Below are 26,307 nucleotides of genomic sequence, written 5' to 3'. Positions count from 1 at the left end.
TGCAGGCGGGCGTAGTCGCCCTTCGGGTGGCCCAGGATTTCCAGGGCGCGGTTGGCGATGACCTCGTTGGCGTTCATGTTCGAGGACGTCCCGGCGCCGCCCTGGATGACGTCCACGACGAACTGTTCGCTGAGTTTGCCGTTCATGACGTCCGAGCAGGCCGCCTCGATGGCGTCGGCGCGCTCTGCATCGAGCAGGCCGAGTTCGCGGTTGGTCCGGGCGGCGGCGAGCTTGACGGCGGCCAGGCCGCGGACCAGGTACATGTTGGAGGACAGCGGCTGGCCGGTGATGGGGAAGTTCTCCACGGCGCGGAGCGTGTGGACACCCCAGTACGCGGCGGCAGGGACATCGCGGTCACCCAGCAGGTCATGTTCGGAACGGAAGTCGGCGGGGGTTGCGGTTGCGGTCATGGATATCCTCGGGGCGTAGCTGCGGAGACGGGCTGGTAGGGGCGGCTAGGTTGCCGGGACGAAGTCGGTTGCGGTGAGCGTGCCGACGGGACGGCCGCCGCCCAGGACGGCACCGGCGGCGATGCCCGCCAGCGGTGCGGTGTCGACGTCGAGCGCTTCCAGTGCGCGGACGGTGACCGGCATGCGGGCGCGGTCCCCGCCGTCGGAAATTTTGACGGCCACGGCGCGGCCGTCCGGGAGTCCCACGAGCTGCACGCCTTCGAAGCCGTCCTTGGCCACCGCTCCGGGGAGCAGGCGCATCAGTTCGGTGACGTCGCGGCCCTCGCCCGCCACCATGTCGGGGTGCTGCATCATGGCGCGGCCGACGGCGGCTTCCGGGCTTCCGGGGTCAGTCACCGCAGCGGCGGCGAGGCGGCCGAACGCGCGGGCCATGCCGCGGAGGGTGAGGGCGAACAGGGGCGTGCCGCAGCCGTCGGTGCTGGTGCGCTCGGGCTCTTCGCCGGTGAGGTCGCGGACGGTGGCCGCCACGAGCTGCTGCAGGGGGTGCTCCGGGCTGAGGTAACCGCGGACAGGCCAGCCGTTGATGACGCATGTTGCGGCCATCGCGGCGTGTTTGCCGGAGCAGTTCTGGGTAACTTGCGTGGCTGTCCCGCCGTGACGGAGCCATTCTTCGCGTTCGTCCGGGCCGTACGGGAGGTCGGTGCTGTTTTCCAGGGAGGCTGCAGTCAGCCCGTGCATTTCAAGGATGCGGAGGGTGCCGTCGCGGTGGATTGCCGCCCCGGAATGGCTGGCTGCGGTGAGGGCAAGGAGATCGGCGGGGAGGTCTAAACCGGCGCGTACCATGGCCACGGCCTGCAGCGGCTTGAGCGATGACCGCGGGTAGAAGGGAGCCAGCGGATCGCCGGCGGACACCAGCGTGCGGACGCCGCCGTCGGCGGATTCGTCCGGGGCGGTGGCCATCACGGAGCCGTAGTGGACGCTTTCCACGAGCCCGTCGCGGGTCTGCACGGCAAGCGGGGCGTGCAGCGGCAGGGCTGTCAGGTCCGGGACCGGAGCGTGGGCATGGACGGGCAAGGCAGGGGAAAGCATGGAGTCCTTGGGGTTACGTGGTTCGGGTTACGTGCGGGGCGTTGGTTGTGAGGTGCGCGTGGGTTGCGGCTATTGGCCGAGGATGGAGTCAAGGGCGGCGCCTACGGCCTGCAGGTGCTCCTGCATTGCGGCGCTGGCCTCGGCGGCGTTTCCGGATTCGATGGCGGCCAGGATCCGCTGGTGTTCCTGGTCCGAGGCGTGCTGTCGGTCCGCCACCATATTGAGGGTTTCGGACTGGTGCGCCAGGGCGTCGCGGATGTCCGCCACCACGTTTTCGAACACCTGGTTGTGGCTGGCGCGGGCAATGGCTGCGTGGAAGCTGGAGTCGAGGGCCACCCAGGCTTCGGGGTCGTCCTCCGCGGCCATGGCGGCTACGATCTCCCGCAGCCCTTCCAGTTCCTCGGCGGTCCGGCGTTGGGCGGCCAGGCCGGCTGCCGGAACCTCGATGTGCGGGCGGGCCTCGGTGAGGTCCAGCGCGGAGTACTGGCCGAGTACCAGATCTTTGGCAACCCGGCTGGCCACGACAAATGTGCCCCGGCCGGTCTTGGTGGTGGTGAGGCCGAGGGCGTTGCAGGAGCGCAGCGCCTCGCGGACCACGGAGCGGCTCACCCCGTACTGCTGGGCGAGGGTGGCTTCGGAGCTGAGTTTGGCGCCGACCTCGAGTTTGCCGGACTCGATGTCCGCGCGGAGGACGTTGAAGACGGCCTCTGCCGCGCTGAGGCGGGCCAGGGGCTGCGGGTCACGTCGTCCGGCTGTCCGGCTGTCTGACAGGTTCACGCTTCAAATATGGCACGGGTCACATGGGGTGTCAACCTGTGGCTCCAGCCCGGATTCAAGCCCTCGGCACGTTCGTTCCGATTTTCCCTTTACGCTGGCGGGTGTGCGCTCCTAGACTGGTAATCCAGCAAGAAACGGTACGTTCGTGCCTGTCGAGAGGGGTCCGGGATGACCGAAGCGTTCACCGACAGGCTCGCAGCGGAGGTCCGGGCCCGCCGGACCACCCTGCGGCTGACCCAGCACGACCTTGCCCAGCTTGCGGGAGTCTCGGAGCGGTTTGTCCGCTTTGTGGAACAGGGAAAGCGCAGCGTGCAACTGGATTCACTCCTGGCGCTGCTTGAAACGCTCGGCCTGGAGCTTCAGCTGGGCACCCGGACGCGGTCAGCGGCGCGCGCCATCGACGGGCAGCTGCCGGAGGCCCGGCCGTGAGGCACCGCGTCGCGGATGTCTACAAGGCCGGGGTGCTGGCCGCCCGGCTGGAACGGCACGACGGCGGCACCAAGTTCAGCTACCTGCCGGCCTACCTCGCGGCGGGAGGTCCCGCCGTCGCCAGTTCCCTGCCGTTGAGTACCGAGCCGGTGCTGTCCGCGGCGGGGGCGGCACCCCCGTACTTCACGGGGCTCCTGCCGGAGGGCCGGCGGCTGAATGCGCTGCGGCGCTCGGTGAAGACGAGCGTTGACGATGACCTGTCGCTCCTGATCGCGGCCGGCGCCAACCCGGTGGGTGATGTTCAGATTGTCGGCCACGGCGAGCCGCTGGACCCGGATGAGCACGCCGTCGAGCTGAACCCGAAGGCGCCGGTCGATTTCGACGCGCTGCTGGGCGATTCCGGCCTGATCGATCCCGTGGCGCTGGCCGGCGTGCAGGACAAACTGTCCGCCGGGATGATCTCCATGCCCGTTGCCAGCGCGGGCCGGCGCTATATCCTCAAGCTCAATGCGCCCGAGTTCCCGCATGTGGTGGAAAACGAGCTGGTGATGTTCCGTTACGCGGCCAAGCTGCGGATTCCGCTGAGCAGGGTGCGGCTGATCCGGGACGTCGAGGGCCGGCCGGGGCTCCTGGTGGAGCGGTTTGACCGGATCCCGTTGGCCGGCGGTGCGCACGGTGCGGTGCAGCGGCTCGCCGTCGAGGACGGTGCACAGGTGCTGGCGCTGTATCCGGCGGACAAGTACAACGTGGCGTACGGGCGGGTGTGCCATGCCCTGGCAGAGTACTGCGCGGCGCCCTTGCCGGCGTTGCGGAACCTGGCCATCCAGGCTGCCTTCGCATGGTTGAGCGGGAACGGCGATCTGCACGCGAAGAACGTGTCCATGGTGCAGCAGCCGTCGGGTGAGTGGTCCATCGCCCCGGTCTACGACATCCCCTCCACCGTGGTTTACGGGGACAAAACGCTCGCCCTCACGCTGGACGGCAAGCGGACAGGGATCTCGCGGAAGCATTTTCTCGGCTGGGCAACCGGCCTGGGGCTGGCCGAGCGCGCCGCTGTTCAGGTGCTGGAGCTGGGGTTGAAGGCGTCAGGTCCGCTGGTGGCGGACCTGGAGCGGGGCACTGCTTTTGCCGGAACGAACGACGACGGCGCCTCACCATTTTCGGCGATGGTCACCAGGTCATGGCTCAAGGAGCTCAAGCACCGGCGCAGGCTGCTCGAAGGGTAGGGGAAGCGGCGGCTAGAGGTGCTGGATGCCTGCGCGCTGCATCGCGTCCTTGTAGATTTCCACGCTCTTACTCAGCAGCTCTTCCTGCTTGTTCGCCGAGACCGCGAACGCCCGGCCACCGAGGGCGCTGGCCTTGTAGATCTTGATGCCGGAGTTCTTCAGGGACTGGTGATAGGTCTTTTCGAAGAGGGTCAGGAAGGTCTGGGCATCCGTGCCATGCGCGATGATGGCCGAGACACGCTTGTTGATCTTCAGGAACTGGCGGAAGGGACGCAGGCCGTCCGTCTTTTCCTGGACGTTAAGGGCGGAGGGCAGATCGGGGTCGCGCACCCAGGGGTAGGCGTTCCACGGCATGACGTAACGGGGGTCCAGTTCCACGATTTCGTAGATCGAGGTGGCCCTCCGGGCCGCCTCGTCGTCGTTGAAGTGCGACACGAAGCCAGATTCGGTGCCCTTGCCCGGGCTGACGTGGAGACTGACGATTCTGCATTCGTCCTCGTCATGGACGGGGTCGATGTACGGGACTATGGAGCCCGGCTTCTTTTCCATCAATTCGTCGCAAAGCTGGGTTACAGCAGCGATGTTCGGTTCCTGCAGCAGGGCCTTTTTTTCGTCCCAGTCAATCGTCACGATTTCTCCCTCAGCACACGGCGTCCAGAATCAGGCGTCTGGTTCCACTCTACGCTTTTGGCCGGGGTTGATGTTCTGCGGATTTCCAAAAGCACAAGTTACGGCGCCCCGTCCGGGCTCCACGGCAAGAGGCTCCCGGCCTATTTTCTGGCGGACCGAGCGGGCGTACGCTTAAAGCGCCTGCAGGTAACCGTTCAGATAACGCGGGCCGTTCGGGACATGTGAATGTCCGGGCCGTCTCCATAGCGAGATCGCGAAGGTACCTGCAGGTCTTTGTTGTTTAAAGCGTAGCGCCAGTGCCGCGGCGCCTACCTTGTTCACCAGGGGATGGTTATCGGTTATGCGCGGAACCAAGGGCTGTGTTCGAGTGGTTCCGGCTCCAGATGGCTGTTATTTTCGGCCACCCGGTCCGCGCCACGCCCGGTTTCCAATGCCGGACCACCACCTCGCTGGCGGGTTCATGTTCAAGGGATAGCAGTCTTTCGATTCCGCTGCGGAGATGGGATTGAGTGTCGGCGGGGGACACTGCTGGTCCGCACCAATCCTGAGGCGCGGAAGTGGCGCCCGCCTGCCAGGACCGGCGTGTGTGAAGATGTTGGCATGACCGACAATGACCGTGAACTTTCCCTGTACGTCGATGGCAGAGATGCCTTGGTGGCAGGCGACCCGACAGCAATTGCCGAGCTCTTCCGCAAGCTGGACGTCAAAGAAGAGGGCCGGTCGACCTTAGGCTCAGGGGTGGCGGATCTGCTTGCCGGCCTGGCCGGGACGGCTGCCATGGCTATGTCGGCAAATGTCCCGGGCAACTCATTCCACATGACTCCGGAGTCTTACGCTCGATTCCTGGAACTCGTCGGGTCCACCGAGGAAAAGCTTGGGATTGTCAGCGGTGTGATTCGACAGTCGGATGGCAGGATCGACACGATCATCGAATTAGTGAGTTCCTCACCAGTCAACCCTGCCGCAGTCGCGAACGTGCAGATCATGGCCGCAACTTTGGCGATCCGGGTGGCCCTCAAAGAACTCGATGATCTGGTTCAGGCTGTGGACGCGAAACTGGACACGATCGTCCGCGACAACCGTGACGAGGCACTCGGCAACGTGCAGGGCACGACCCACGTCCTGGATAAGGCATTTGGGTACTTCGAGGAAACCGGTTGGCTCAACGACGCCCTCTGGGACCAGGTCTCGGGACAGGCTGCAGCCCTGGCCCAGGCTCACGCCGTTGCCCTAAACCACCTCAACACCATTACCGATGGTCTCGACGTCAAGAACCTGGGCAAGCGAGTGAGCACCGCCGAGGCGGCGGCGAAAGGCGAACTGAAGCATTGGCTGGTCATCGCGGCTGTGGCTCTCACAAACATGGTTCGTATGGACTCCCTGGAGGCTGTCCGGAGCGCGCATGACGGATCGGATTCCACTGCTCACTCCCGACACATAGCCAAGTCGCGGGAGCGGCGCATGGCTAGCACCACCGCGGCACTTCAAAATCTGTCCGACGCCGTGTCGGCGGCAGTGGACGTTGATACGTTTACCCGCGTGACGAATCCCATGGAGATGGCCAGGCTCTACACTGCCGCGGAAGAGCTACAGCGGTTGCTGCGGATCTTTAGTTCGAACTTCGGCATGGCGGAATCCGCTGCCATCAAGCGCACCCAATGGCACGAATCAGTAGTGCGCCTTGGCCAGAAGGCGACCGGGGCCGTGGCGGGTGCAGCCATTGCCGTCGCCGAAGGAGTGGCTGCGGTTCCCAAAGCCAGTGGTGATTCCGTCGAGGACACCATCCTTCATGTTGCTAAGGGGATTGAGGCGCGACGCATTCCCGTCGACCCGCAGACCCCGGAAGTCGAGGCCCGACCGGAGGCGGTCTCGGTGACCGACCCGGAAACGCGGCTAGGCCGCTGACGCATCCCTGATCCGGCCGCGCTTCTGCGCCTTGGCCCGGTGCCGGAGTTCGCGCCGGCGGCGGGATGCTGCTGCTTCGGGAGGCTGGTGTCCGGGCAGCGGCGGGGCGGTGGACTGGTAGCTGTGCCCGGTGGGCGTGGTCAGTTGCAGGGTGTGCCGGGGCCCCGTCTTGGGACGGGACCGCCAGCCGGGGGCTTCCTTGGTGTGGTTGCAGGCTTCGCAGAGCCCAGCCCCGTTGCCCTGACTAGTGGTCCCGCCGCTGCGCCAGGGCAGGACATGGTCCAGGTGCCTGATCGGAGCGTCGCAATATGGCGTGCGGCAGGTGTGGTCGCGGATCTGGATCAAGCGGCCCAATCCGGGCGGGAAGAGTCTCGCCCTGGAGTCCATGCCCACGAGATCCCCGCTGCCAGGGGCGGTGTAGAGCCGCCGCAGCCAAACGTTCAGCGGACGGTCCCGGCCTTGGCCCTGGGCAGCGATCTCCCGGGCCCACCCGGCGGGGACCACTCCGTAACCCGGAAGCCTGGCCGGCTCGCTGTCGCCTTGGAAAAGCGTGCGGTCCGTCATGACCAGCTGGATCTCGACCCCGCTGATGCCTCCCGACGTTCCCGTGACGCGTTCTACCAGCGCATCGGCCATGATCTGGCCGCGGGAACGTGAATCGCCGCCGGATCGCAACGCGTTCGCATTCCTCGTCAGTGCCGCGTGGACGGCCACGCCCTCCGCGACTGGGAGGAATGCCGTCAGATAGCACATGGTGTCGGGCGCGGGGCGGAGGCTGACATGGCGCTCGGCGGCGGCGTGGCCGGCCCGGTCCGCAACGGACCTCGGATCACGCCGATATGCTGCGGACCGTGCCGCGGCAATCACCGCACGATCGCCTGCTCCACTGAACCTCCCGACGTCGGACGCCAATTCCTCGTCAACGGCGCTGCGGTCAGCAGGGGAGAGGCAGGCGGTTTCACGGACCAGGAGCGTTGCGCGCCATTCGCTGAGCCGGCCCGACTGCAGCCCGGCAAGGGTGTGCGGCATCTCCGTGACGAGCGCCTTCGCCAAGCCCAGCAGCCGGCTGCCCCTGGCTGGCGATTCCCGCCGGGCGAGGGCGATCTGCGCAGCGACGCCCGTGCCGAGTTCTTCGGCGGGGACTCCCGCACGAGCCTGGCAACGGCGCTGGCTGAGGTCAAAGGCAACCGCGACGCTGGCCTGCAGCGCGGCCGCCGCGGACTTCAGTTCCTCGAGTTTATGGAGCTGGTCGATCATCCCTGCACCGTCGGCCGCAGGCCGGGCACTAGCCAGGGCGGCGATCATTTCGGTGATCGACACCCCGTCCGCTGTTTTCGAAGCCCGTTCCGGCTCCTGACCGCCGTCCATGCATCAAGTGTCTCCGCGACCACCGACATTCAAGCCGGCACGGAGATGATGCGGGCACAACGAACGGCCGCCGCGCTCATCCGGCTAGAGTTTCCTTGGCGGCCGACGCCGTTCCCACGTTTACACGAGCCAAGGACCCCATCATGCTGGTCAACAAAAGGGCGCTCCGGGAGGACGGTTTCGCCGGCTTCAGGACCTTCGCGGAAGTCGACATCAACCGGATCCCGCAGGCGCCCGGAGTCTTCGCCGTTATCCAGCCTGAAGGATTCCAGGTCCAGTTCCTTGCCAAGAGCACCGCCGGGGTGTTCAAGAAAAAGGACCCCTCGCTCACCGCCGAAAAGCTCGCGGCCGAATGGGTCGACGGCGCGGAGGTCCTCTACGTCGGAAAGGCCGGGCCGGGAAGCAGAGGCAACCGCGGCCTCCGCCGGCAGATCCAGGAATTCCTGGACTTTGGCAACGGCAAGCCTCCCGGACACTGGGACGGGCGGCTCATCTGGCAACTCGCAAACACCAAGTCCCTGCTCATAGCCTGGAAAGAGTTGCCCGCCGGCGGGCTGAACCAGGCGGAGGCCGCATATCACGCAGCCTTCCGTGAGGAATTCGGCCGCCTGCCGTTCGCCAACCTGGTCCAAGCCCGGGTCAAGGGATAAGCGCCGGGCTTACGCAAGGGCCGTAGGTGTCCGTTCGCGCTGTTGTGGCACGACGGCGGGCGGTCCGTAGGGGCCGTAGGTGTCCGTTCGCGCTTGGTCAGGATCCGGACGCAACCGTCCCGCCGCCGTCGTCCGTCAAGCCGTCGGCGAACGTGAACCGGCCGGCAATGAGCGTTGCCGCCACCGGCATCGAGGCGAACACTTCGTCCGGGACGCCGAGCGGATCGGCGTCGAGCACCGCGATGTCAGCCGGGTCGCCCACCCTGATCCGGCTGCGTCCACGGGCAGACGCCGCCAGGGCCTCCTTCCGCGTGATTGCCTGTTCCGGGTGCCACGGTGCGCGTCCGTCGAGGCCTGACCTGGTGGTCGCTGCCGACATCGCGGTCCACGGATCCAGCGGTGCCACCGGGGCGTCCGAACCCAGCGCCAGCGTGGCCCCGGCGGCCAGCAGGGACCGCAACGGAAAGGCTCTGTCGGTGCGGTCACCCCAGTTGGCGTCGGCGGCGTCGCGGTCATCGAGGGCGTGTGCCGGCTGGACGCTGGCGGTCAGGCCGAGCCGGCCAAAACGCGCGAAGTCCTCCTGCCGCACAAACTGGGCATGTTCGATCCGTCCGGTGATGCTGGCCGCCTCGAAAGCGTTCAGCGCCACCTGGTTGGCGGCATCGCCGATCGCGTGGACCGCAGGAACGAAGCCGGCCTCCCTGGCCCGGGCCAGCAGCGCCAGCAGTTCCGGTTCGCTGACGGTGAGCAGGCCCCGTCCGCCGTACGGGTATGGATCCACGCAGTAGGCGGTCCGGGTGTTTAGCGAGCCGTCGATCAGCACCTTGAGCGGGCCCACCCGGAGCAGGCCGTTCCCGCCCGGAATTTCCTGCCCTGTCCGCATGGCCTCGAGCCGCGCGCGGTCCAGATGCTCCGGATAGACGCCCGCCTCCACCCGGAGGGAACCGAAGCCGCCAGTGATACGCCGGAGCCACACGTCGCGGTTCCAGGTCATCTCGAAGTCCACGATCCCCACCACGCCGCGGGCGGCGGCCTTACGGGCAGCGTCGCCCACCCAGGCGTCAACCACTGAGTCCGGCAGCCGGCCCAGCTCACGGGTCAGCGCAAACGCAGCGTCCTCCCGCAGCAGGCCGCCGGCGTCAACCTCCACCCCGTAGCGCCGGGCGGCGGCACTGTTCAGCCAGACGCAGTGGAGGTCGTGGCTGATCAGCGCTGCAGGCACTCCGTGAGTCGCGGCATCGAGCATCGCCAGGCTGGGCACGTCCGCCCAGACGGCGTCGCGGAAGCCGACGCCCACCAGCGTGGGCCCCGCCCCGCCGTCGTTCTCATCCTTGCGGCGATTGCCGCCCGGGCCTTCTTCGATCCTTGAACGAACGACGTCGACCGCGTCCCGCGCCGATGTGGCGTGCGACAGGTCGATCCGGTTGGCAGCCATGGCCCACTGGGTCATGTGCACATGTTCGTCCCACAGTCCCGGGATGATGTTCCGGCCGCCGCAGTCGACGATGCGGGCACCAGCCATGCTGGCACCACCGGTCCCGGCAGCGGCTGGCCTGGCGCCGGCCGGCTGCTGCTCCGCAGCCGAAATCCGGGTAACAACCCCATTGGCGATGTGAATGTCCGAACAGTCGGTCTCACCGGGCTGCCGGACGGAGGCCAGGACGAGTTCAGGTGCGGCGGAGACAGGCATGCGGACAGGCTACTAGGAGTTCGCCTCCGCACGGCTCCTGATCCCGTGCAGCATCCGCCGGGAGGCCAATCACGACTGCTACGGCAGGATTTTGTAGAGATCGACCGTTGTCTCTTCGGGCGGTGCTGCGAAGCCGCCCTCGATGCCCGCCTGCATGCGCGGCATGAGGATGCCGTCCCGGAACGCCTCCCAACTCTCCTTTGATTCGTGGACGGCCATGATGGTCCACCCACCCTCCGACGGGCCTGCTGCATGGAAAAGCTGGCCGTCCGGCAGGAGCCCCTCGCCCGGATGAACCGCGGCAATTGATGCGTCGTACTGGTCCTGCGTGCCCCCAGCGAAAAAATGCACAACTCCGTAGGCATTGGTAGCCATTTCTGCTCCTCAGGTGAAACTTCGGACGGCAGGATTTGCCGGGCAGGGCCCATATTTGACCTGGCAAAGTCTCCTGTCAAGGGCTCCGCATCAGGGACTTTCGTCCCTTACCCTTGCTGCGCAGAGCCGCCATCCTTGATGTGGGGCATCTCACGTCTGCGTTACTCACGCACGCACCTTGGGGAGGGGAAATGCTCCGCCGATCAGCAACCGGTCTCGCTAAAAAATTGGGGAAGGGCTGGCGCAGTGCGCCTCCCGGACATAGCAGGAGACCCGGCTTCATGAATCAGCACGCACGAACTGTCCTGGGTACCCGACCCGCCGTCCATTCCCGTCATGGAGCCCCATCCACCACCCATTACGAACATTCAGAGCACCGGCTGAAGATCGTGGTTCGCATTGAAGCGGACCTGGAGGCCGCCAGCCTGGAAGTCCGCGGCGTGGTGACAGGGGCCAGCCTCCGTGCGCTGTATGTAGTGGCGCGGCGAACAACGTCGCTGCTGCACGGCAAGGAGCTCACCATCGATCTTTCCCGTGCACGGGTTACCGACACGGTCCTTGAGCAGCTCCATGAATGTGCGCGCCTGTCCCGGCTGGCCACAGGCGTGGACAGCTCGGTTGTGCCGTGCCGCGTGAAAATCGTGGATCCCGGCTTCATCCACAGAGTGAAGGAGTACGCATGAAAGCGCTCGTGTACGGAGGCCCCGGCGAAAAGTCGTGGACCGACGTCCCGGATCCCACGATCCAGAATCCCAGTGACGTGATCGTCAAAGTGGACACCACCACTATCTGTGGAACGGACCTGCACATTCTCAAGGGAGACGTGCCGGCGGTGCAGAAGGGCCGGATCCTGGGCCACGAAGGCGTGGGAACCATCACCGAGGTGGGTTCTTCTGTTACGAGCCTGAAGGTGGGGGACCGGGTCATCATCTCCTGCATCAAGTCCTGCGGCCACTGTGCCAACTGCAAGACCGGCCTGTACTCGCACTGCATGGGCGAGGAAGGGGCGGCGGGCATCGGCTGGGTCTTCGGACACCTGATCGACGGCACGCAGGCCGAATACGTGCGCGTGCCGTACGCGGAGAACTCGCTGCACCTCCTCCCTGAAGGGGTCAGCGACGACCAGGCCGTGATGCTCTCCGACATCCTGCCCACCGGCTTTGAAATCGGTGTGCAGTACGGACGCGTCAAGCCGGGGGACACCGTGGCAGTTGTGGGCGCGGGCCCGGTCGGGTTGGCAGCCATCGCCACCGCCGGGCTGTACGGCGCGGCGACCATCATCGCCATCGACCTGGACGCCAACCGGCTGGAAAAGTCCCGCGAGTTCGGCGCCACCAACGTTGTCCTCTCCGGCGACGCCGACTGGAAGGAACAGGTGCTGGCGCTCACGGACGGGCAGGGGGTGGATGTGGCCATCGAAGCGGTGGGCATTCCGGCGACCTTCACCATGTGCGCGGACATCGTCCGTCCCGGCGGCAACGTGGCCAACGTGGGTGTGCACGGCAAGTCCGTGGAACTGCATGTGGAGAACCTCTGGATCCAGAACATCAACATCAGCATGGGCCTGGTCAATGCCAACACCACACCGATGCTCCTGAAGCTCGTGGCCCAGAAGAAGGTGCCCGCGGAGAAATTCGGCACCCACCACTTCACGTTTGACCAGTTCATGGACGCCTACGACACCTTCGCCCGCGCCGCGGAAACCAAGGCGCTCAAAGTGGTGATCAAGGCGTGAAAGCCCTGGTGGTCTACGACTCCGCCTACGGAAACACCAGGCAGGTGGCCGAGGCCATCGTGGCGGGCCTCGGGCCTCAGGCCCAGGCTGTTTCCGTGACGGACTTCCAGGCCACCGCGCTCACAGAGGGAGACCTGCTCGTGGTCGGAAGCCCCATCAACGGCTGGCGGCCGACGCCGAAGATCACCGAGCTGCTGTCCAGCCTCGGCGACGGCCGGCTTGCGGGCGTCAAAGCGGCAGCCTTCGACACCCGAGTGCGGCTGTTCATCCATGGCGACGCGGCCCGGAAGATGACCGAATCGCTGAAGGCCGGCGGCGCGGAGATCATCTCCAAGCCCATGCCCTTTTACGTCAAAGGCAGCGAGGGCCCGCTCCGCAGCGGGGAACTCGACAAAGCGGCCGCATGGGCCGCGGACCTGCTCAAAAGAGTGGGTGGATAGCCGCCGGGGGGCCAGGCAAGAGGCAAGAAAGGACTGCGGCCATGAAACCAGGCCGGATAGTCATGCTGGTGCTCGGCACCCTCGCCGCCCTGATGGGGCTTGGGCTGCTGACTGGTGCCGGCTTTGTCGGATGGGTCAACTTCCAGCAGCGCGACAACGGGTATTTGACCACGCCCACCGAACGCTACGACGTGGCCACCCGGGCCATCACCTCGCCCGGCCTGGACATCCTGGTGGACGAGGAACTGCCGGACGTCCTGCCGGCGGACAGCGCCGGCCGCCTGCTGTTGCGCGGCACGGCGGCGTCCGGAAAGCAGATCTTTATCGGCATCGGACCGCAGGAAGACGTGGCCCGGTACCTCGACAACGTCCGGCATTCCGAGATCACCAAGTTGGACTCCTACCCGTTCCGCGTGGAGTACCGTGAGGTCCCCGGCAGTGCAGAGCCCGCTGCGCCCGGGGCGCTGCCATTCTGGTCCACGTCTGCCCAGGGAACCGGGACCCAGCAGATTGAGTGGGACCTCCGCAGCGGCCGCTGGGCTGTGGTGGTCATGAACGCCGACGGCGCCGCTCCTGTTTCCGTTGACCTGCAGGCCGGCGTTCGGTCCGATCTGTTGTGGCCAGTCTTTATCGGGCTGCTGATCGGCGGCATCGCGCTGCTGGCCGTGGGCGTGCCGCTCATCGTTGCCGGCGCCGCCGGACTGGGCAGGCACGGTCCGCCGCCGCATTACCCGGCCGCCGGACACATGGAACCGGCGGGCATGCCCGGCGGCCCGGAAGCCCCGGCGCCGGGGGCCGCCGCACCGTACGCCGCAACGCCGTATCCCACAGCGCCTTATCCCACAGCGGCCGCGGCGGTCCCGCCGGCAGGAGGCCGCACGCCGCTCCCCACGGACCCGCAGCCCTCGGATACCTCCAGATACCCGGTCCGGCTCAACGGCTACCTCGATCCAGGGCTTTCCCGTGGAATGTGGCTCATCAAGTGGTTCCTGGCGATCCCGCACTACATCGTGCTGTTCTTCCTCTGGTTCGCATTCTTCGTGACCACCATCGTGGCCGGCTTCGCCATCCTGTTCACCGGCCGGTACCCGCGCTCGCTGTTCAACTTCAACGTGGGCGTCCTGCGGTGGAACTGGCGCGTGGCCTTCTACGCCTACGCAGCCATCGGGACGGACCGCTACCCGCCCTTCACGCTGGCGCGGACCGACTACCCGGCGGATTTCGACGTCGAGTACCCCGAGCAACTGTCCCGGGGACTGGTGCTGATCAAATGGTGGCTGTTGGCCCTTCCGCAACTCCTCATTGTCTCGGCATTCTCCGGCGCGGCGAGCACCTGGGGCAGCCGGCGCACGTGGGTGGATGGCAGGTGGGTGGACGGTACCTGGGTTGATGGAACCTGGGTGGGATACCAGGGCGGCGGCGGGATCTCGCTGATAGGACTGCTGGTGATCGTGGCCGGCTTCAGTCTGCTCTTCACAGGGCGCTTCGGCCGGAGGCTCTTTGACCTGCTGATCGGCCTGAACCGCTGGACGCACCGCGTCATTGCCTACGTGGCCCTGATGCGTGACGAATACCCGCCGTTCCGCCTCGACATGGGCCCGATGGATCCGGCCGACGCCCCGCCGGCCGGCTACCTGCCGCCGCCGGTCCCCGCCTCCCAAACGGGAATGCCTCCGGCCACTCCGGAGTCCCCGCGCACCGAGCCGCCGCGCACCGAACCGCCGGGCGAACCCCGCCAGCCCTAGGAGCCGGTTGCGATCACCACCAGGTTTCCGTCCGGGTCCTGCAGGTATGCCACGCGTTCGCCCCACGGCTGGTCCTGCGGATCCTTGGTGATGGTGGCTCCGCCGCTGCGCAGCGACTCCACGGTGGCGTCGCAGTCGTCAACGTAGAACCACAACGAGATCCGCTGCCCGTCCGGCCCGGTCTTCGTAGCGCTGTCCACGCCGATGCCCAGGGCCATCGAGCCAAGCTGCAGGCCGACGTACACGGGCGGGCCCTCCGCAGGGAATGAGTACGATATTTTCCCGCCCAGCAGGTCCCGGTAGAAGGCGAGCAACCGGTCCAGATCGGGCGTGACAAGAATGGGGAATCCTGACTGCACCATGGTCCGAATCTGCTCCCGGCCAGCCCTGCTGTCAAGGCACACGGAAACGCGATGCCCTTGCCACCTGCCGCCCACAGGCAGATAGTGGGAGGAATCGTCCACTTCCGGGCAGGAGGCCCGCAATGCCGCTGGAAAACGCTACCGGGCCAACCGGTCTCCTGCAGGGCCGAACAGCCCTCGTCTACGGCGCCGGCGGCCCCATCGGAGGCGCTGTCGCCCGGGCCTTCGCAGCGGAAGGCGCGGACGTCTTCCTGGCCGGCCGGACGGAATCCCGCCTCCTCAAAGTAGCCCGGGACATCCGTGAGGCAGGCGGCAGCGCGGACACCGCCGTCGTCGACGCCCTGGACGAAAGCCAAGTGAACGCCTTCGTGGACCAGGCCGCAAAAAAGACCCGGCGGATCGACATCTCCTTCAACCTCATCTCGTACGGGGACGTCCAGCAGCCGCTGATGGACATCTCCGCGGACGACTTCAGCCAGCCCATCACCGCGGCTACCCGGACGCACTTCCTCACCACCCGGGCGGCGGCGCGTCACATGGTCAAGCAGCGTTCCGGCGTCGTGTTGATGTTCGGCGGCTCCGGACCGCAGACCCTGCACGGGCTGGGCGGGTTCAAGATCGCGCTGGACGCCATGGAGGGGCAGCGCCGGCAGTGGGCGCTGGAACTCGGCAAGGACGGCATCCGGGTGGTCACGATGGTGACGGGCGGGATCGTGGAAACCATTCCCTGGCAAGCAGAGGGCCGGGAAGAGATTGTGGAGGAAATCACCCGGACCGCGCACCTGAACCGGACGGCGACGCTGGAGGACGTGGGCAACGTGGCGGTCTTTATCGCCTCGGACCGGGCAGGCGCCATCACCGACGCCACCGTGAACATTTCCTGCGGCGCGATCGTGGACTACTGAGGCCTTGCCCCGCCGTCCCGGTCGCTGTCCGCCAGGCCAACGGCTCCTAGGCCACCAGGTTATCCGCGGCGGTGTCCATGTGTTCGCGGATGGTCTTGCGTGCCAGGGAGGCATCCCCGGTTTCGATGGCGGCCACAATGTCGTGGTGCCGGTCCACGCTCATGTTCGACACGCCTTTTTCCAGCCCGGCGAACATGATGGACATCCTGATGGAGCCTTCGAGTGATTCCCAGGAGTGGAGCAGTGTCTCGTTGCCGGTGAGGCGGCACAGGGTGCGGTGGAATTCGAGGTCGGATTCGATCCGCTCCTCGAGGGTTCCCTTGGTGGCGGCATCCATGGCGCCGATGGCCGCGCGCAGCGAACCGATGACGTGCTGGCGGTCCGGAAGTTCACACAGGGTGCGGGCAGCCAGTGACTCCAGCGCGGCGCGCACGGAGTAGATGTCCCGGATCTCCTTGGCATCGAGGTGCCGGACGGACAGCCGGCCGCGCGGGCCCGCTGACAGCAGCCCTTCCTGCTCCAGCTGCCGCAGCGCTTCCCGAAGAGTCCCCCGGCTGATCTGGAGCATGTCCGAGAGTTCGGTTTCCACCAGGTGCCGCCCGGGTTCCAGCTCGCCGCTGGTGATGGCGGTGCGCAGCGCGGAAAGGGCCTGCTCGCGGAGGCTCCGCTTTTGCAGTCCCAGCAGGGGTGCTGTTGCTCCGGCCATCGTGGTACGTCCTCAATGTCAGTGTCGACTGAATGTCAGTGGTCGACTGTTTACAGTCGATGTGTTAACAGTTGATGTTACGGCAGAAGCGCGGAACCGTCTCGTGTCCGGTCCGCGCTTCCGCCGTCGGTCTGGTGACCGTCCTGCGCTAGCCCAGTTCCGCGAGGACTTTCGCCACGATCCGCTGGACGGACAGGCCGTAGCGTTCGTGGAGGGTGGGCAGGGCGCCTGCGTCGAGGAACTCGTCCGGCAACGCGACGGGAACCACTTTCTTGCCCAGCCCGGCGGTGACGACGGCGGAGGCCACGGTTTCGAACAGGCCTCCGATCACGCTGTGGTTTTCCAGCGTCACTGCCAGGCGGTCCGTGTTGATTTCGGCGAGGACGGTGGCTGCGTCGAAGGGCTTGATGGTGGGGGTGTGCACGACGGCGACGTCCACGTTGTGCTCCGCCAGTGCCTTGGCGGCCTGCAGTGCACGCATGGTCATGAGTCCGCTGGAGATGAAGACGACGTCGTTCCCGCCGCGCAGGACCTTCGCCTTGCCGAGCTCGAAGGTGTAGCCGTATTCGTCCAGGACCGTGGGCACGTTGCCGCGAAGCAGCCGCAGGTACGTGGGGCCCTCGCTGGCCGCGAGCTGGGGGACGGCCTGTTCGATGTCGATCGAGTCGCAGGGGTCAACGATGGTCAGGTTGGGCATGCCGCGGAAGATCGCCATGTCCTCGGTGGCCTGGTGGCTGGGGCCGTAGCCGGTGGTCAGGCCGGGCAGGCCGCCCACGATGTTCACGTTCAGGTTCGGTTCGGCGCTGTCCAGGCAGAGGAAGTCGTAGGCCCGCCGTGCCGCGAACACCGAGTACGTGGACGCAAACGGCACCAGGCCGGTTTCGGCCAGGCCCGCGGCCGCACCGAAGAGCAGCTGTTCGGCCATGCCCATCTGGAAGAACCGCTCCGGGAAGGCCTGCGCGAAGATGTGCATGTCCGTGTATTTGCCCAGGTCCGCGGTGAGGCCAACGATCCTGTCGTTCTCCTGCGCGGCCTTCACCAGGGCGTGCCCGAACGGTGCGGAGGCGGTTTTCTGGCCGGGATCGGCGAAGGACGCGATCATGGCCGAGGTCTTCAGCTTGGGGGCGGTACCCGTTGAAGCCGTGCCCTTCGAAGCGGTGGCGGTGCTCATCGGCTTGCCCTTCCTTCATATCCTGCGGTCAGTTGTTCGCGGCATTGCTGCCATTCGTGTTCCTCGATGCGCATGAAGTGCGCCTTTTCGCGCTCTTCCAGCAGCGGCACTCCGCGGCCCACCTTCGTGTCGCACAGGATCACCGAAGGACGTCCGACGGCGGCGGCCTGGGCGGCGGCGTTGTCGAACGCCTGCAGGAGTTCTGCCATGTTGTTGCCGTCCACCCGCTGGGTGTACCAGCCGAAGGATTCCCACTTTTCTGTCACGGGCTCGGTGCGGAGCACGGTGTCCGTTTTCCCGTCAGCCTGCAGGGCGTTGATGTCCACCATGGCGGTCAGGTTGCCCAGCTGGTGGTGGTGCGCGCCCATGGCGGCCTCCCAGGTGGAGCCTTCGTCCAGTTCGCCGTCGGAGAGGAAGTTGTACACCCTCGCCGTGGAGCCCTGGTAGCGGAGTCCGAGGGCCATGCCCACCGCGATAGTGAGGCCGTGGCCCAGGGAACCGCCGGAGATTTCCATGCCCGGGGTGTAGGTGGACATTCCGGACATCGGCAGCCGGGAGTCGTCCGAGCCGTACGTCTCGAGTTCCTCCACCGGGACGATCCCGGCTTCGGCCAGGGCGGCGTAGTGTCCGATCGCGTAGTGCCCGGTGGAGAGCAGGAACCTGTCCCGGCCTTCCCATTCGGGGTCGGCGGCCTGGAAGCGGAGCTGGTCCGCGTAGACGGCGGCCAGCATATCCGCTGCGCCGAGGGCCTGGCCCACGTAGCCCTGGCCCTGGACCTCGCCCATGTTCAGGGCGTGGTGGCGGATCCGGTAGGCCGCGGCTGAAACGTTGTGGATGCGTTCCGCGGCGGTGGCCACGGTTTCCTGCGTGGCGGTCATGCGGGCTTCTTCCGTGGCGGTCATCAGGCGTTCACTGCCTGGGGGGTGCTTTTGGTGGCCTCATCTGCCAGCTGACGTTCGCGCTTGCCCCAGGTTTCCCGGGTGACGAGGGCGGCCCAGAGGCCGATGGCGGCGTAGAAGCTGAAGAGGAGGGCGGGGCCCATCCAGCCTAGGGCCACGAACAGCAGGGTGGTGACGAAGGGCGTGAATCCGGAGACCATTGCGGAGATCTGGTAGGCCAGTGAGGCTCCGGAGGAGCGCGTCTTGGCCTGGAACAGTTCGGGGAACCACGGACCCTGCGCGCCGGCCAGCGAGTTCTGGCAGACCGCGTAGGAGATGACGATGGTGGCGATGATGAAGATAAACATTCCGGTGTTGACCAGCAGGAACATGGGGATGCCGAACAGGAGTGCGAAGGCTGTGGACCAGACGTAGAGGGGCCGGCGGCCGATCCTGTCGGTGAGCCGCGCCCACGCCATGGTGGCAAAGATGCCGATGGCGGAGGCGATGCAGAGGGCAACGAGCGTTTGGGTCTTGTCCGCCAGGTGCTGGGTGTGCAGGTAGGAGATCATGTAGGTGATCGATACGGCGTAGCCCGCGGTCTCGGCGATGCGGAGGCCGATGCCCCGGACGATGCTGCGCCAGTCCGTCTTGATGACCTCGATGATCGGGGACTTGACGATGGAGCCGCTCTCCTTGACCTCGTCGAAAACGGGGGATTCCGGAACCTTGGAGCGGATGATCAGGCCGACGGCGACCAGCACGATGCTGGCAAGGAACGGAACGCGCCAGGCGAGTTCGCCGCCCAGGTTCACGCTGACCAGGAAGACGAGGTTGGCCAGCAGCAGGCCCACGGGGAAGCCGGCCTGGACGATGCCGGTGTACTTGCCCTTGGACTTCCAGGGTGCGTGTTCGTAGCTCATCAGGATGGCACCGCCCCATTCAGCACCGAAGGCGAGGCCCTGGACAACGCGGACGAAGACCAGCAGCGCGGGTGCCAGGAGGCCAACCTGCTCGTACGTGGGCAGCAGGCCGATGAGGAACGTGGCCACGCCCATGAGGATCAGGGACGCCACCAGGACGGGCTTGCGGCCCACCTTGTCGCCGAGGTGGCCGCCGATGATGCCGCCGATGGGGCGTGCTGCGAAGCCGACGCCGAGAGTGGCGAAGGCTGCCAGCGTTCCGGTGACGGGGTCGCCGGTGGGGAAGAAGGCCGTTCCGAAGTACAGGGCAGCGGCGGTGCCGAAGCCGATGAAGTCATACGTCTCAATGACGGCGCCGACGCCGGACCCGATGGCGACGCGCTTCGCGTCCTTGGTGCCATGCACATGGCCGCGCATTTTCAGAGCTTCGTTGCTCATTGCTGAATCCCTTTCGAAGAGCGGGCAACGCTTCCGCACCGCCGCTGTCGACTGTTAACAAATGATATGCCAGTGTGACCCCGGTCATGCTCCATTGTCAACAGTCAATGTTGGAGGTTGACTGTTGACAATGAAACGCCTTACAGTGATACACATCACCCCCGCTCTTCCAGAGGATCAACGACGATGTTCAATTCCCGCCTCGGCTGCTCGTCCATCAGCTTCCGCCATCAGGACCTCAGCACTGCCCTGCGGACCATCAGCTCCCTGGGCTTCGACGAAATCGACCTGGGTGCCCTCCCCGGCGTCTGCGACCACGTCCCCTATGAACTTGACGGGGACGCCGTCGAGGCAGTTACCGCTGACGTTCTGGCCTCAGGGCTGCGGGTCCGCTCGGTCAACGGCGATATCGGGGACCTCAACGCAGTGCTCGACGCCGGCCGGCAGGCCTCGCGCGAACGGCACCTGGAAGCCCTGCTCACCCTCACGGCCACCACCGGCGCCAAGGCGCTGGTCCTTCCGTGCGGCGCCCTGGGCCACGACCCCGTCCGGAGCGTGGACGAAGACCTGGACACGATCGCCGCCCAGCTCATCCACGCCGGGCAGCGCGCCGCCGAATTCGGCGTCGAACTCTGGACCGAATCGCTGCACTTCCTGCGGTTCTGCTGGAACCTGGAGCGCGCGGAACTGCTGGCACAGCGGCTGGCAGGTTCCGGCGTCGGAATTGTCATGGACTTCAGCCACATCGTCGCCGCCGGCGAGGACCCGCTCGAATACCTTGACCGGCACGACGGCCGGATTGCCCACGTCCACCTCAGGGACGCCGTGCCGGGAAACATCAACCTCAGCATCGGCAACGGCCAGGCGGATTTCGCCGCCGGGCTCCGCGCACTGGCAGGCCGTGGCTACACCGGCCACTTCTCGCTCGAACTGGAAACCCGGGACGTCACGCACGACGAACGACCCGCCGCCGCCGCCAAAGCGGCCAGCTTCATCACCGACCTCATCTGACCCGTCGATTGCTCCGTAAGCGCCCTTTTGACCCCTCAAAACGGCGCTTATGGAGCAACCGATCCCATCACCAGGCACAACACACCAACCAAGGAGCATCATGACTACCACCATCCAGCGCACCGCCGTCCTCACCGGGTCCACCTCGGACCGCGGCATCGGCATCACCACCGCGCGCCGCTACGCCAGCCAGGGCTGGGGAGTGGTGATCCTGGACCTCGACGGCGAGAAGTCCGCCAAGGTCGCCGCCGAAATCGGCAACGAATTCAACGTCCCGGCCTACGGCCACGAGGTCGACGTCGCCAATGAGGGCTCCGTCAACGCCGCCTACGCAGCCGTCAAGGCAGAAGTGGGCGCCGGCAATCTTCCCCCGGTGGGCGCACTGGCCAACATCGCCGGCATCACCTCCCCGGTGCCGTTCCTGGAAACCACCCTGGAACTCTGGCACAAAGTCATGGACGTGAACGCCACCGGCACCTACCTCGTCACCAAGGCGTTCCTGCCGGACATGATCGAGGCCGGCTGGGGCCGGATCGTCAACATGTCCTCCGTTTCCGCGCAGCGCGGCGGCGGCGTGTTCGGCAAGGTCCCGTACTCCGCCGCCAAGGCAGCCATCCTGGGCTTCACCAAGGCCCTGGCCCGTGAAATCGGCGCCACCGGCGTGACCGTCAACGCCATCACCCCGGGCGCCGTGGACACTAACATCCGCGTGGGCAGCACCGAGGAACAGGAAGCCGCCATCAACGCCGGCATCCCCCTGGGCCGGAACGCCACCACCGAGGAAATCGCCGCCGTCATTACCTTCCTGTCCTCCGAGGAATCGGCCTACCTGACCGGTACCACCATCGACATCAACGGCGGAAGCCACATCCACTAGTAGCCGTCCCCGCCGAAGCTAGAGAGCCCACCATGACCAGAATTTTCAACGATCCCTCCGACTTCGCAGAGGAAGCCCTTGCCGGGTTCTGCGACGTCCACGCCGACCTGGTCCGCCAGGTGACCGGCGGGGCCGTGCGCCGGCGCCGCCCCGCCAAGCCCAAAGTGGCGGTCCTCGCGGGCGGCGGTTCAGGCCACTACCCGGCTTTCGCCGGCCTGATCGGCACCGGACTGGCCGACGGCGCCGTGGTGGGCAACATCTTCACCTCGCCTTCCGCACAGCAGGCCTATGCCGTGGCCAAGGCCGCGGAGTCAGGCGCCGGAGTCGTGTTCACCTACGGCAACTACGCCGGGGATGTGCTGAATTTCGGCATGGCCAGCGAGCGGCTCGCTTCGGAGGGGATCCAGGTGGAAAACGTCCTGGTGACGGACGACGTCGCCAGCGCCCCGCCGTCGGAATCGGAGAAACGCCGCGGCATCGCGGGTGACTTCACCGTCTTCAAGATCATGGGTGCGGCGGCCGAAGCCGGTGCGGACCTGGCCGACGTCGTGCGTCTTGGCCGCAAAGCCAACAGCCTGACCCGCACCATCGGCAGCGCCTTCCACGGCTGCACCTTCCCGGGCGCCGAAACCCCGCTGTTCACCCTCAAGGACCGGCAGATGGGCCTGGGCCTGGGCATCCACGGCGAGCCCGGCCTGTTCGACACCGAACTTCCTCCCGCCAAAGAGCTGGGCCAGGAATTCGTTGCCCGGCTGCTGGCCGAGACCCCGCACGGAGCCGGCGACCGCATCGCCGTCATCCTCAACGGCCTCGGTTCCACCAAGCACGAGGAACTCTTTGTCCTCTGGCTCACCATTGCCCCGCTGCTCCGCGCCGCCGGCTACACGCTGGTGATGCCGGAAGTGGGCGAACTGGTCACCAGCCTGGACATGTCCGGCGTCTCCCTGACCATCACCTGGCTGGACGACGAACTGGAGCCGCTCTGGACCGCCCCGGCGGAAACGCCCGCCTACCGCAGGGGCAATGCCGCCCTGCAGGCCGGTGCTGCCCCGGCAGAGGAAGAGTCCGACGGCGCCGCCGCACCTGATGCTTTCGACGCAACCGAAGAGTCGCGCGGCTATGCGGCAAACTGCCTCGCGGCCCTCGCTGCCGCCCGGGATTCCCTGCACGGTGCCGAAGCGCGCCTGGGGGACATGGATGCCGTGGCAGGCGACGGAGACCACGGCCGCGGCATGGTCCGCGGTATCGACGCAGCCACCACTGCGGCGCAGGACGCCGCTGCCCGCGGCGCCGGCGCGGGAGCTGTCCTGGCCGCCGCAGGGGATGCGTGGGCGGATAAAGCCGGCGGGACCTCGGGCGTGCTGTGGGGTGCCGGGCTGAGGTCCTTCGGCGAAGCACTCGGCAACGAGCTGTCTCCCGGACCTTCGGAACTGGCCGCGGCCGTCAGCGCTTTCGCTGCCAGGATCACCGGCCTCGGCAAGGCGGAAATCGGGGACAAGACCATGGTGGACTCCCTGCTGCCCTTCGCGGAAACCCTAAGCCGGCTGCTGGCTGACGGCGCCCGCCACAGCGACCACCCTGCAGCGGCATGGGCCGAAGCGGCCGCCGTCTCCACCGCCGCGGCGGAAGCCACCGCTTCGCTGCGTCCGCTCAAGGGCCGCGCCCGGCCGCTCGCCGAAAAAAGCGTAGGCACCGCGGACCCCGGGGCAACGTCCCTGGCCATGATCTTCACGGTCATGGGCCCGCACCTTGCCGCGCCGGCTGCTGCTCCGGCCACTGCACCGGCTGCTGCCGAAGCGGCCGGTCCGGCAGCCCACGGCACGGCAACCCGCCAGCCCGCAGGAACACCGTCATGACACATACCGCAACTGCAGGGGAAGGACAGGCCATGGGCATTCGACTCATCCTGGGCGCCGATGAAGCCGGCGTGGACTACAAGGACCGGATCGCGGAGGACCTTCGCAACGATCCCCGGGTCAGCGAAATCATCGATATCGGCGTCAACCGCAGCGATGCCCTCGAGCAGTTCACCAGGCCGTACCCGTATGTGGGGATCGCGGCAGGGGAGATGATCAAGGAGGGCCGCGCGGACCGGGCCATCCTGTTCTGCGGCACCGGAATCGGCGTGGCCATCGCTGCGAACAAGGTGGACGGCATCAGGGCAGCCACGGCCCACGACTCGTTCTCAGTGGAACGCTCGGTGCTCTCCAACGACTGCCAGGTGCTCACCATGGGCCAGCGTGTGGTGGGTGTGGAACTTGCCCGCAGGCTGGCCCGGGAATGGCTGGGCTACACCTTCGACCCCTCGTCCGCCTCGGCGTCCAAGGTGAAGGTCCTGACGGATTTCGAAGGCTGCTGACTCGGCAGTCCGCTACCCGGCTGTCCGCTTGACCCGGCTGCCCGCCTGACCCGGCAGTCCGGGAACGTCAAGGTCAGCAGCTATTCGACGCTGACCTTGACGCGCTGCACCACGTTGTTCCCCATGCCCTGGTAGTTCCAGGCCTGTTCCAGCGGCTGCATGGACCCGGTGGCGTCGGTGGCCCGGCAGGCGAGCTCATGCTCGCCCCGGTCCGCCACCCACGGAAGCGTCCATTCGCACCACGCAAACGGGCCGGCCGGATGCCCGAGATGCGCAGGCACCCACTTCCCGTCGATCCCTACCTCCACGCGGACCACGGACCCTTCGCCGGACCATGCCCTGCCCTGGAGCATCACCGGTCCCGGGGACAGGACCCTGCTGCGGGTGTAGAAGTCCGGGATCCCCGGCGGGATCATCAGCGAACGGACCCTGATCCGCGAAACCGGAGTGCCGGCGTCGTCCGCGTCCTGTTGGTAGCGGTAGGACACCGCCTGCTGGAATCCCTCGAAGGGGTGGGTCACCACCTGGATGGACTGCAGCCACTTCACGCTGGCCATGCCGTACCAGCCCGGCACCACAAGACGCAGCGGGTAGCCGTGCTGTGGCGGCAGCTCCCGGCCGTTCATCTCGTAGGCCAGGACGACGTCGGGTCGCATCGCTTCCTTGATCGGCAGGCTCCGTGCATACTGCTGCCGGACTCCGCCCTGGATTCCGGTGTCGGCGCCGGTGAACACCACTTCGACGGCGTCGTCGTCAACTCCGGCCTGGGCCAGCAGGTACGCGAGCGGAACCCCTGTCCACTCGGCGGTGCCCACGCCCTCGAGCCGCCACGGCTGGCTCATCGGCCGCGGATGCAGGAGCGAACGGCCGTTGCCGGCGCACTCCAGCGTGACCGGGATGCTGATGGTCGGGTCACGGCGGAGCGCCCGCAGGCTGATCTCGACGGCACGCTGCACGGCACCGCCGATCCGCAGGTGCCAGGAGTCCGCGTCGATGAACGGGATGTCGAAATGGGTCAGCACGTAGTGCAGGCCCGGCGGGGTGGTGTCCTCCCGCAAGGCCTCCAGCGGCATCGAATGGTTCCGGACCGCCAGCTGCAGTTCCTCTGCGGTGAGCGGGCCGTGCGTAGGTTCTCCTGCATGCGCCGTGGGCTTCACGGACTGACGGCGCCGGGAAATCTGCTTCGTCATGGCACTGTTCTTCTTCGGGTGGGCCGCTTCTTCGGGGCGGGCGGATTCCGCGTGGCTGGCGGTGCCCGTGTTCACAGGTCTACGCCGCCGCCGCCGGTCCGTCAAGCAGGACTCCTACAGGTGATGCGCCTCTTTGAGGAAGTCCGCGAGCCCCTGGGGTTCCCGGCCCGTGAGGCCATGAACGTCCGACGTCGGGCCGGCCAGTTCGCCGTTGGCGATGGCCGTGTAGGTGCTCACCCAGGCATCGAGCTGCCAGGCGGGAGCGCCGTAGGACGCGCGGGAGGCGTAGGCCTCCTCCACGGTTTCATGGTGGAAAGTGATGGTCCGTCCGGTGCCTGCAGTGAGGAGTTCCGCGGCCCGCTCCAGGGAAATGTCCTCGGGGCCGGTCAGGTGGTAGGTCCGGCCCGCGTGGACCGCCGGATCAGCCAGCACGGCCGCGGCGCACCGGGCGACGTCCCCGCGCGTGACGGCCGCCATCACGCCGCCGTTCGCCGGGCCGCGGATGACGCCGTCTTCGCCGGCGAGAAGGGGCAGGAAATCCAGGTAGAAGTTGTCCCGCAGGAACGTGTAGTTCATCCCCGACGCCTTGATCCGCTCTTCAGTGGCGTAGTGGTCCCTGCCCAGTGTGAACGTGCAGTCGGCAGAGGCCCCGAAAAAGGACGTGTAGACGATGTGCTCCACGCCTGCCGCGGCGGCAGCGTCCACGAACGCGAAATGCGTCTGGAGCCTGTCCTCGGCCTCGGACGCGGAAACCATAAAGAGGGTCTTCACCCCCGCCAGCGAGGACGACGCCAGTACGGGGTCGGCATACGTGGACACCACGGGTACTGCGCCCGGAAGGTCAGGCGCCCGGGCGGCGTCGCGCACCAGCAGCCGCTGCGGCCGCCCGGCGTCGGCGAGGATCCTGGCGACGAGTCCGCCGAGCTGGCCGGTGGAACCGGTGACGGCCAGGGCAGGCAGGGCGTCGGTCGTCTGCCGGGCAGTCCCCGGGTCCGCGGTGCGTTCCCCGTCAGCCATG

General features: G+C 66.9%; 27 protein-coding genes. 13 read left to right on the top strand and 14 right to left on the bottom strand.

The annotated features are described in order from the left end of the window. From BS38_RS0120090 to BS38_RS0120080, 3 genes are all read right to left on the bottom strand, one after another. Window positions 1–410 (bottom strand): lyase family protein (locus tag BS38_RS0120090; protein ID WP_028272419.1); only part of this gene is annotated, 410 nt, incomplete at its 3' end. Window positions 411–455: 45 nt separating this feature from the next. Next, a complete protein-coding gene (locus BS38_RS0120085) occupies window positions 456–1,499 on the bottom strand; it encodes an asparaginase (RefSeq protein ID WP_028272418.1) in 1,044 nt (347 codons plus the stop codon). Window positions 1,500–1,568: 69 nt separating this feature from the next. Beyond that, window positions 1,569–2,276 carry a FadR/GntR family transcriptional regulator gene (locus BS38_RS0120080; RefSeq protein WP_028272417.1) on the bottom strand — a complete coding sequence of 236 codons (708 nt, stop codon included), beginning with the start codon at window positions 2,274–2,276 and terminating at the stop codon, window positions 1,569–1,571. A gap of 168 nt (window positions 2,277–2,444) precedes the next feature. Between BS38_RS0120080 and BS38_RS25770 the strand changes: the two genes are divergently transcribed. Both BS38_RS25770 and BS38_RS0120070 read left to right on the top strand, forming a co-directional pair. Further along, a complete protein-coding gene (locus BS38_RS25770; RefSeq protein ID WP_051629047.1) occupies window positions 2,445–2,705 on the top strand; it encodes a type II toxin-antitoxin system Y4mF family antitoxin in 261 nt (86 codons plus the stop codon). Then, the gene (locus tag BS38_RS0120070) at window positions 2,702–3,931 is read left to right on the top strand and encodes a type II toxin-antitoxin system HipA family toxin (RefSeq protein WP_028272416.1); all 1,230 of its coding nucleotides are present in this window, start codon (window positions 2,702–2,704) and stop codon (window positions 3,929–3,931) included. Before BS38_RS25770 ends, BS38_RS0120070 begins: the two co-directional genes overlap by 4 nt. 12 nt (window positions 3,932–3,943) lie before the next feature. On the opposite strand, the gene BS38_RS0120065 is transcribed toward BS38_RS0120070, so the two are convergent. Then, window positions 3,944–4,561, bottom strand: coding sequence for a uracil-DNA glycosylase (locus BS38_RS0120065; protein WP_028272415.1), 618 nt, complete (start codon window positions 4,559–4,561; stop codon window positions 3,944–3,946). Between the two features lie 600 nt (window positions 4,562–5,161). Between BS38_RS0120065 and BS38_RS0120060 the strand changes: the two genes are divergently transcribed. Further along, window positions 5,162–6,466, top strand: coding sequence for a hypothetical protein (locus BS38_RS0120060; RefSeq protein WP_028272414.1), 1,305 nt, complete (start codon window positions 5,162–5,164; stop codon window positions 6,464–6,466). Here the strand turns inward: BS38_RS0120060 and BS38_RS0120055 are convergent. Beyond that, the gene (locus BS38_RS0120055; RefSeq protein ID WP_028272413.1) at window positions 6,455–7,834 is read right to left on the bottom strand and encodes an HNH endonuclease signature motif containing protein; all 1,380 of its coding nucleotides are present in this window, start codon (window positions 7,832–7,834) and stop codon (window positions 6,455–6,457) included. The two genes, BS38_RS0120060 and BS38_RS0120055, sit on opposite strands and share 12 nt — an antisense overlap. A gap of 143 nt (window positions 7,835–7,977) precedes the next feature. Here BS38_RS0120055 and BS38_RS0120050 point away from each other — a divergent pair, with 143 nt between their 5' ends. Next, window positions 7,978–8,484 (top strand): hypothetical protein, encoded by a 507-nt coding sequence (locus BS38_RS0120050; RefSeq protein ID WP_028272412.1) that lies wholly within the window; start codon window positions 7,978–7,980, stop codon window positions 8,482–8,484. 97 nt (window positions 8,485–8,581) lie between these two features. Here BS38_RS0120050 and BS38_RS0120045 read toward each other — a convergent pair whose 3' ends face one another. Next, window positions 8,582–10,174 carry an amidohydrolase gene (locus tag BS38_RS0120045; protein WP_028272411.1) on the bottom strand — a complete coding sequence of 531 codons (1,593 nt, stop codon included), beginning with the start codon at window positions 10,172–10,174 and terminating at the stop codon, window positions 8,582–8,584. A gap of 78 nt (window positions 10,175–10,252) precedes the next feature. Next, the gene (locus BS38_RS0120040; protein WP_028272410.1) at window positions 10,253–10,549 is read right to left on the bottom strand and encodes a hypothetical protein; all 297 of its coding nucleotides are present in this window, start codon (window positions 10,547–10,549) and stop codon (window positions 10,253–10,255) included. A 281-nt stretch (window positions 10,550–10,830) separates the two neighbouring features. Between BS38_RS0120040 and BS38_RS0120035 the strand changes: the two genes are divergently transcribed. The 4 genes from BS38_RS0120035 to BS38_RS0120020 are packed head-to-tail and all read left to right on the top strand — an operon-like array spanning window position 10,831 to window position 14,469. Then, window positions 10,831–11,232, top strand: a complete 402-nt coding sequence (locus BS38_RS0120035; protein WP_156037192.1) for a hypothetical protein — start codon at window positions 10,831–10,833, stop codon at window positions 11,230–11,232. Further along, window positions 11,229–12,284 carry a zinc-dependent alcohol dehydrogenase family protein gene (locus BS38_RS0120030; RefSeq protein ID WP_028272408.1) on the top strand — a complete coding sequence of 352 codons (1,056 nt, stop codon included), beginning with the start codon at window positions 11,229–11,231 and terminating at the stop codon, window positions 12,282–12,284. The genes BS38_RS0120035 and BS38_RS0120030 overlap by 4 nt, the downstream gene beginning before the upstream one ends. Further along, a complete protein-coding gene (locus BS38_RS0120025) occupies window positions 12,281–12,724 on the top strand; it encodes a flavodoxin family protein (RefSeq protein ID WP_028272407.1) in 444 nt (147 codons plus the stop codon). The genes BS38_RS0120030 and BS38_RS0120025 overlap by 4 nt, the downstream gene beginning before the upstream one ends. A 41-nt stretch (window positions 12,725–12,765) precedes the next feature. Then, a complete protein-coding gene (locus tag BS38_RS0120020; RefSeq protein WP_028272406.1) occupies window positions 12,766–14,469 on the top strand; it encodes a DUF4389 domain-containing protein in 1,704 nt (567 codons plus the stop codon). Here BS38_RS0120020 and BS38_RS0120015 read toward each other — a convergent pair. Next, window positions 14,466–14,831 carry a VOC family protein gene (locus BS38_RS0120015; RefSeq protein WP_028272405.1) on the bottom strand — a complete coding sequence of 122 codons (366 nt, stop codon included), beginning with the start codon at window positions 14,829–14,831 and terminating at the stop codon, window positions 14,466–14,468. The two genes, BS38_RS0120020 and BS38_RS0120015, sit on opposite strands and share 4 nt — an antisense overlap. A 122-nt stretch (window positions 14,832–14,953) precedes the next feature. On the opposite strand from BS38_RS0120015, the gene BS38_RS0120010 reads away from it, so the two are divergent. Then, the gene (locus BS38_RS0120010; RefSeq protein ID WP_028272404.1) at window positions 14,954–15,736 is read left to right on the top strand and encodes an SDR family NAD(P)-dependent oxidoreductase; all 783 of its coding nucleotides are present in this window, start codon (window positions 14,954–14,956) and stop codon (window positions 15,734–15,736) included. Between the two features lie 46 nt (window positions 15,737–15,782). Here the strand turns inward: BS38_RS0120010 and BS38_RS0120005 are convergent, their stop codons facing one another. The 4 genes from BS38_RS0120005 to BS38_RS0119990 all read right to left on the bottom strand — a co-directional run bounded on the left by BS38_RS0120005 (window position 15,783) and on the right by BS38_RS0119990 (window position 19,852). Next, a complete protein-coding gene (locus BS38_RS0120005) occupies window positions 15,783–16,442 on the bottom strand; it encodes a GntR family transcriptional regulator (protein WP_028272403.1) in 660 nt (219 codons plus the stop codon). Between the two features lie 148 nt (window positions 16,443–16,590). Beyond that, window positions 16,591–17,613: a transketolase family protein gene (locus BS38_RS0120000; protein WP_028272402.1), complete on the bottom strand. Its 1,023-nt coding sequence runs from the start codon at window positions 17,611–17,613 to the stop codon at window positions 16,591–16,593. Beyond that, window positions 17,610–18,491 (bottom strand): transketolase, encoded by an 882-nt coding sequence (locus BS38_RS0119995; protein ID WP_197025001.1) that lies wholly within the window; start codon window positions 18,489–18,491, stop codon window positions 17,610–17,612. The genes BS38_RS0120000 and BS38_RS0119995 overlap by 4 nt, the downstream gene beginning before the upstream one ends. Before the next feature lie 23 nt (window positions 18,492–18,514). Next, on the bottom strand, window positions 18,515–19,852 hold the full coding sequence (locus BS38_RS0119990) for an MFS transporter (protein ID WP_028272400.1): 1,338 nt from the start codon (window positions 19,850–19,852) through the stop codon (window positions 18,515–18,517). 186 nt (window positions 19,853–20,038) lie between these two features. On the opposite strand from BS38_RS0119990, the gene BS38_RS0119985 reads away from it, so the two are divergent. From BS38_RS0119985 to BS38_RS0119970, 4 genes are all read left to right on the top strand, one after another. Then, window positions 20,039–20,863, top strand: coding sequence for a sugar phosphate isomerase/epimerase family protein (locus tag BS38_RS0119985; RefSeq protein WP_028272399.1), 825 nt, complete (start codon window positions 20,039–20,041; stop codon window positions 20,861–20,863). Between the two features lie 100 nt (window positions 20,864–20,963). Next, the gene (locus BS38_RS0119980; protein WP_028272398.1) at window positions 20,964–21,740 is read left to right on the top strand and encodes an SDR family NAD(P)-dependent oxidoreductase; all 777 of its coding nucleotides are present in this window, start codon (window positions 20,964–20,966) and stop codon (window positions 21,738–21,740) included. A gap of 32 nt (window positions 21,741–21,772) precedes the next feature. Beyond that, a complete protein-coding gene (locus BS38_RS25765; protein WP_231511349.1) occupies window positions 21,773–23,596 on the top strand; it encodes a dihydroxyacetone kinase family protein in 1,824 nt (607 codons plus the stop codon). Continuing rightward, on the top strand, window positions 23,593–24,099 hold the full coding sequence (locus tag BS38_RS0119970; protein WP_269319515.1) for a ribose-5-phosphate isomerase: 507 nt from the start codon (window positions 23,593–23,595) through the stop codon (window positions 24,097–24,099). Before BS38_RS25765 ends, BS38_RS0119970 begins: the two co-directional genes overlap by 4 nt. 80 nt (window positions 24,100–24,179) lie before the next feature. On the opposite strand, the gene BS38_RS0119965 is transcribed toward BS38_RS0119970, so the two are convergent. Further along, the gene (locus tag BS38_RS0119965; protein WP_028272396.1) at window positions 24,180–25,289 is read right to left on the bottom strand and encodes a sulfite oxidase; all 1,110 of its coding nucleotides are present in this window, start codon (window positions 25,287–25,289) and stop codon (window positions 24,180–24,182) included. 114 nt (window positions 25,290–25,403) lie between these two features. Continuing rightward, the gene (locus BS38_RS0119960) at window positions 25,404–26,306 is read right to left on the bottom strand and encodes an SDR family oxidoreductase (protein ID WP_051629046.1); all 903 of its coding nucleotides are present in this window, start codon (window positions 26,304–26,306) and stop codon (window positions 25,404–25,406) included. Window position 26,307 lies beyond the last annotated feature (1 nt).

The sequence above is a fragment of the Arthrobacter sp. UNC362MFTsu5.1 genome (assembly GCF_000685965.1).
GTDB lineage: Bacteria > Actinomycetota > Actinomycetes > Actinomycetales > Micrococcaceae > Arthrobacter.
The sequence above is the reverse complement of the archived record's forward strand: the minus strand, read 5'-3'. Positions and strand labels throughout refer to the sequence as shown.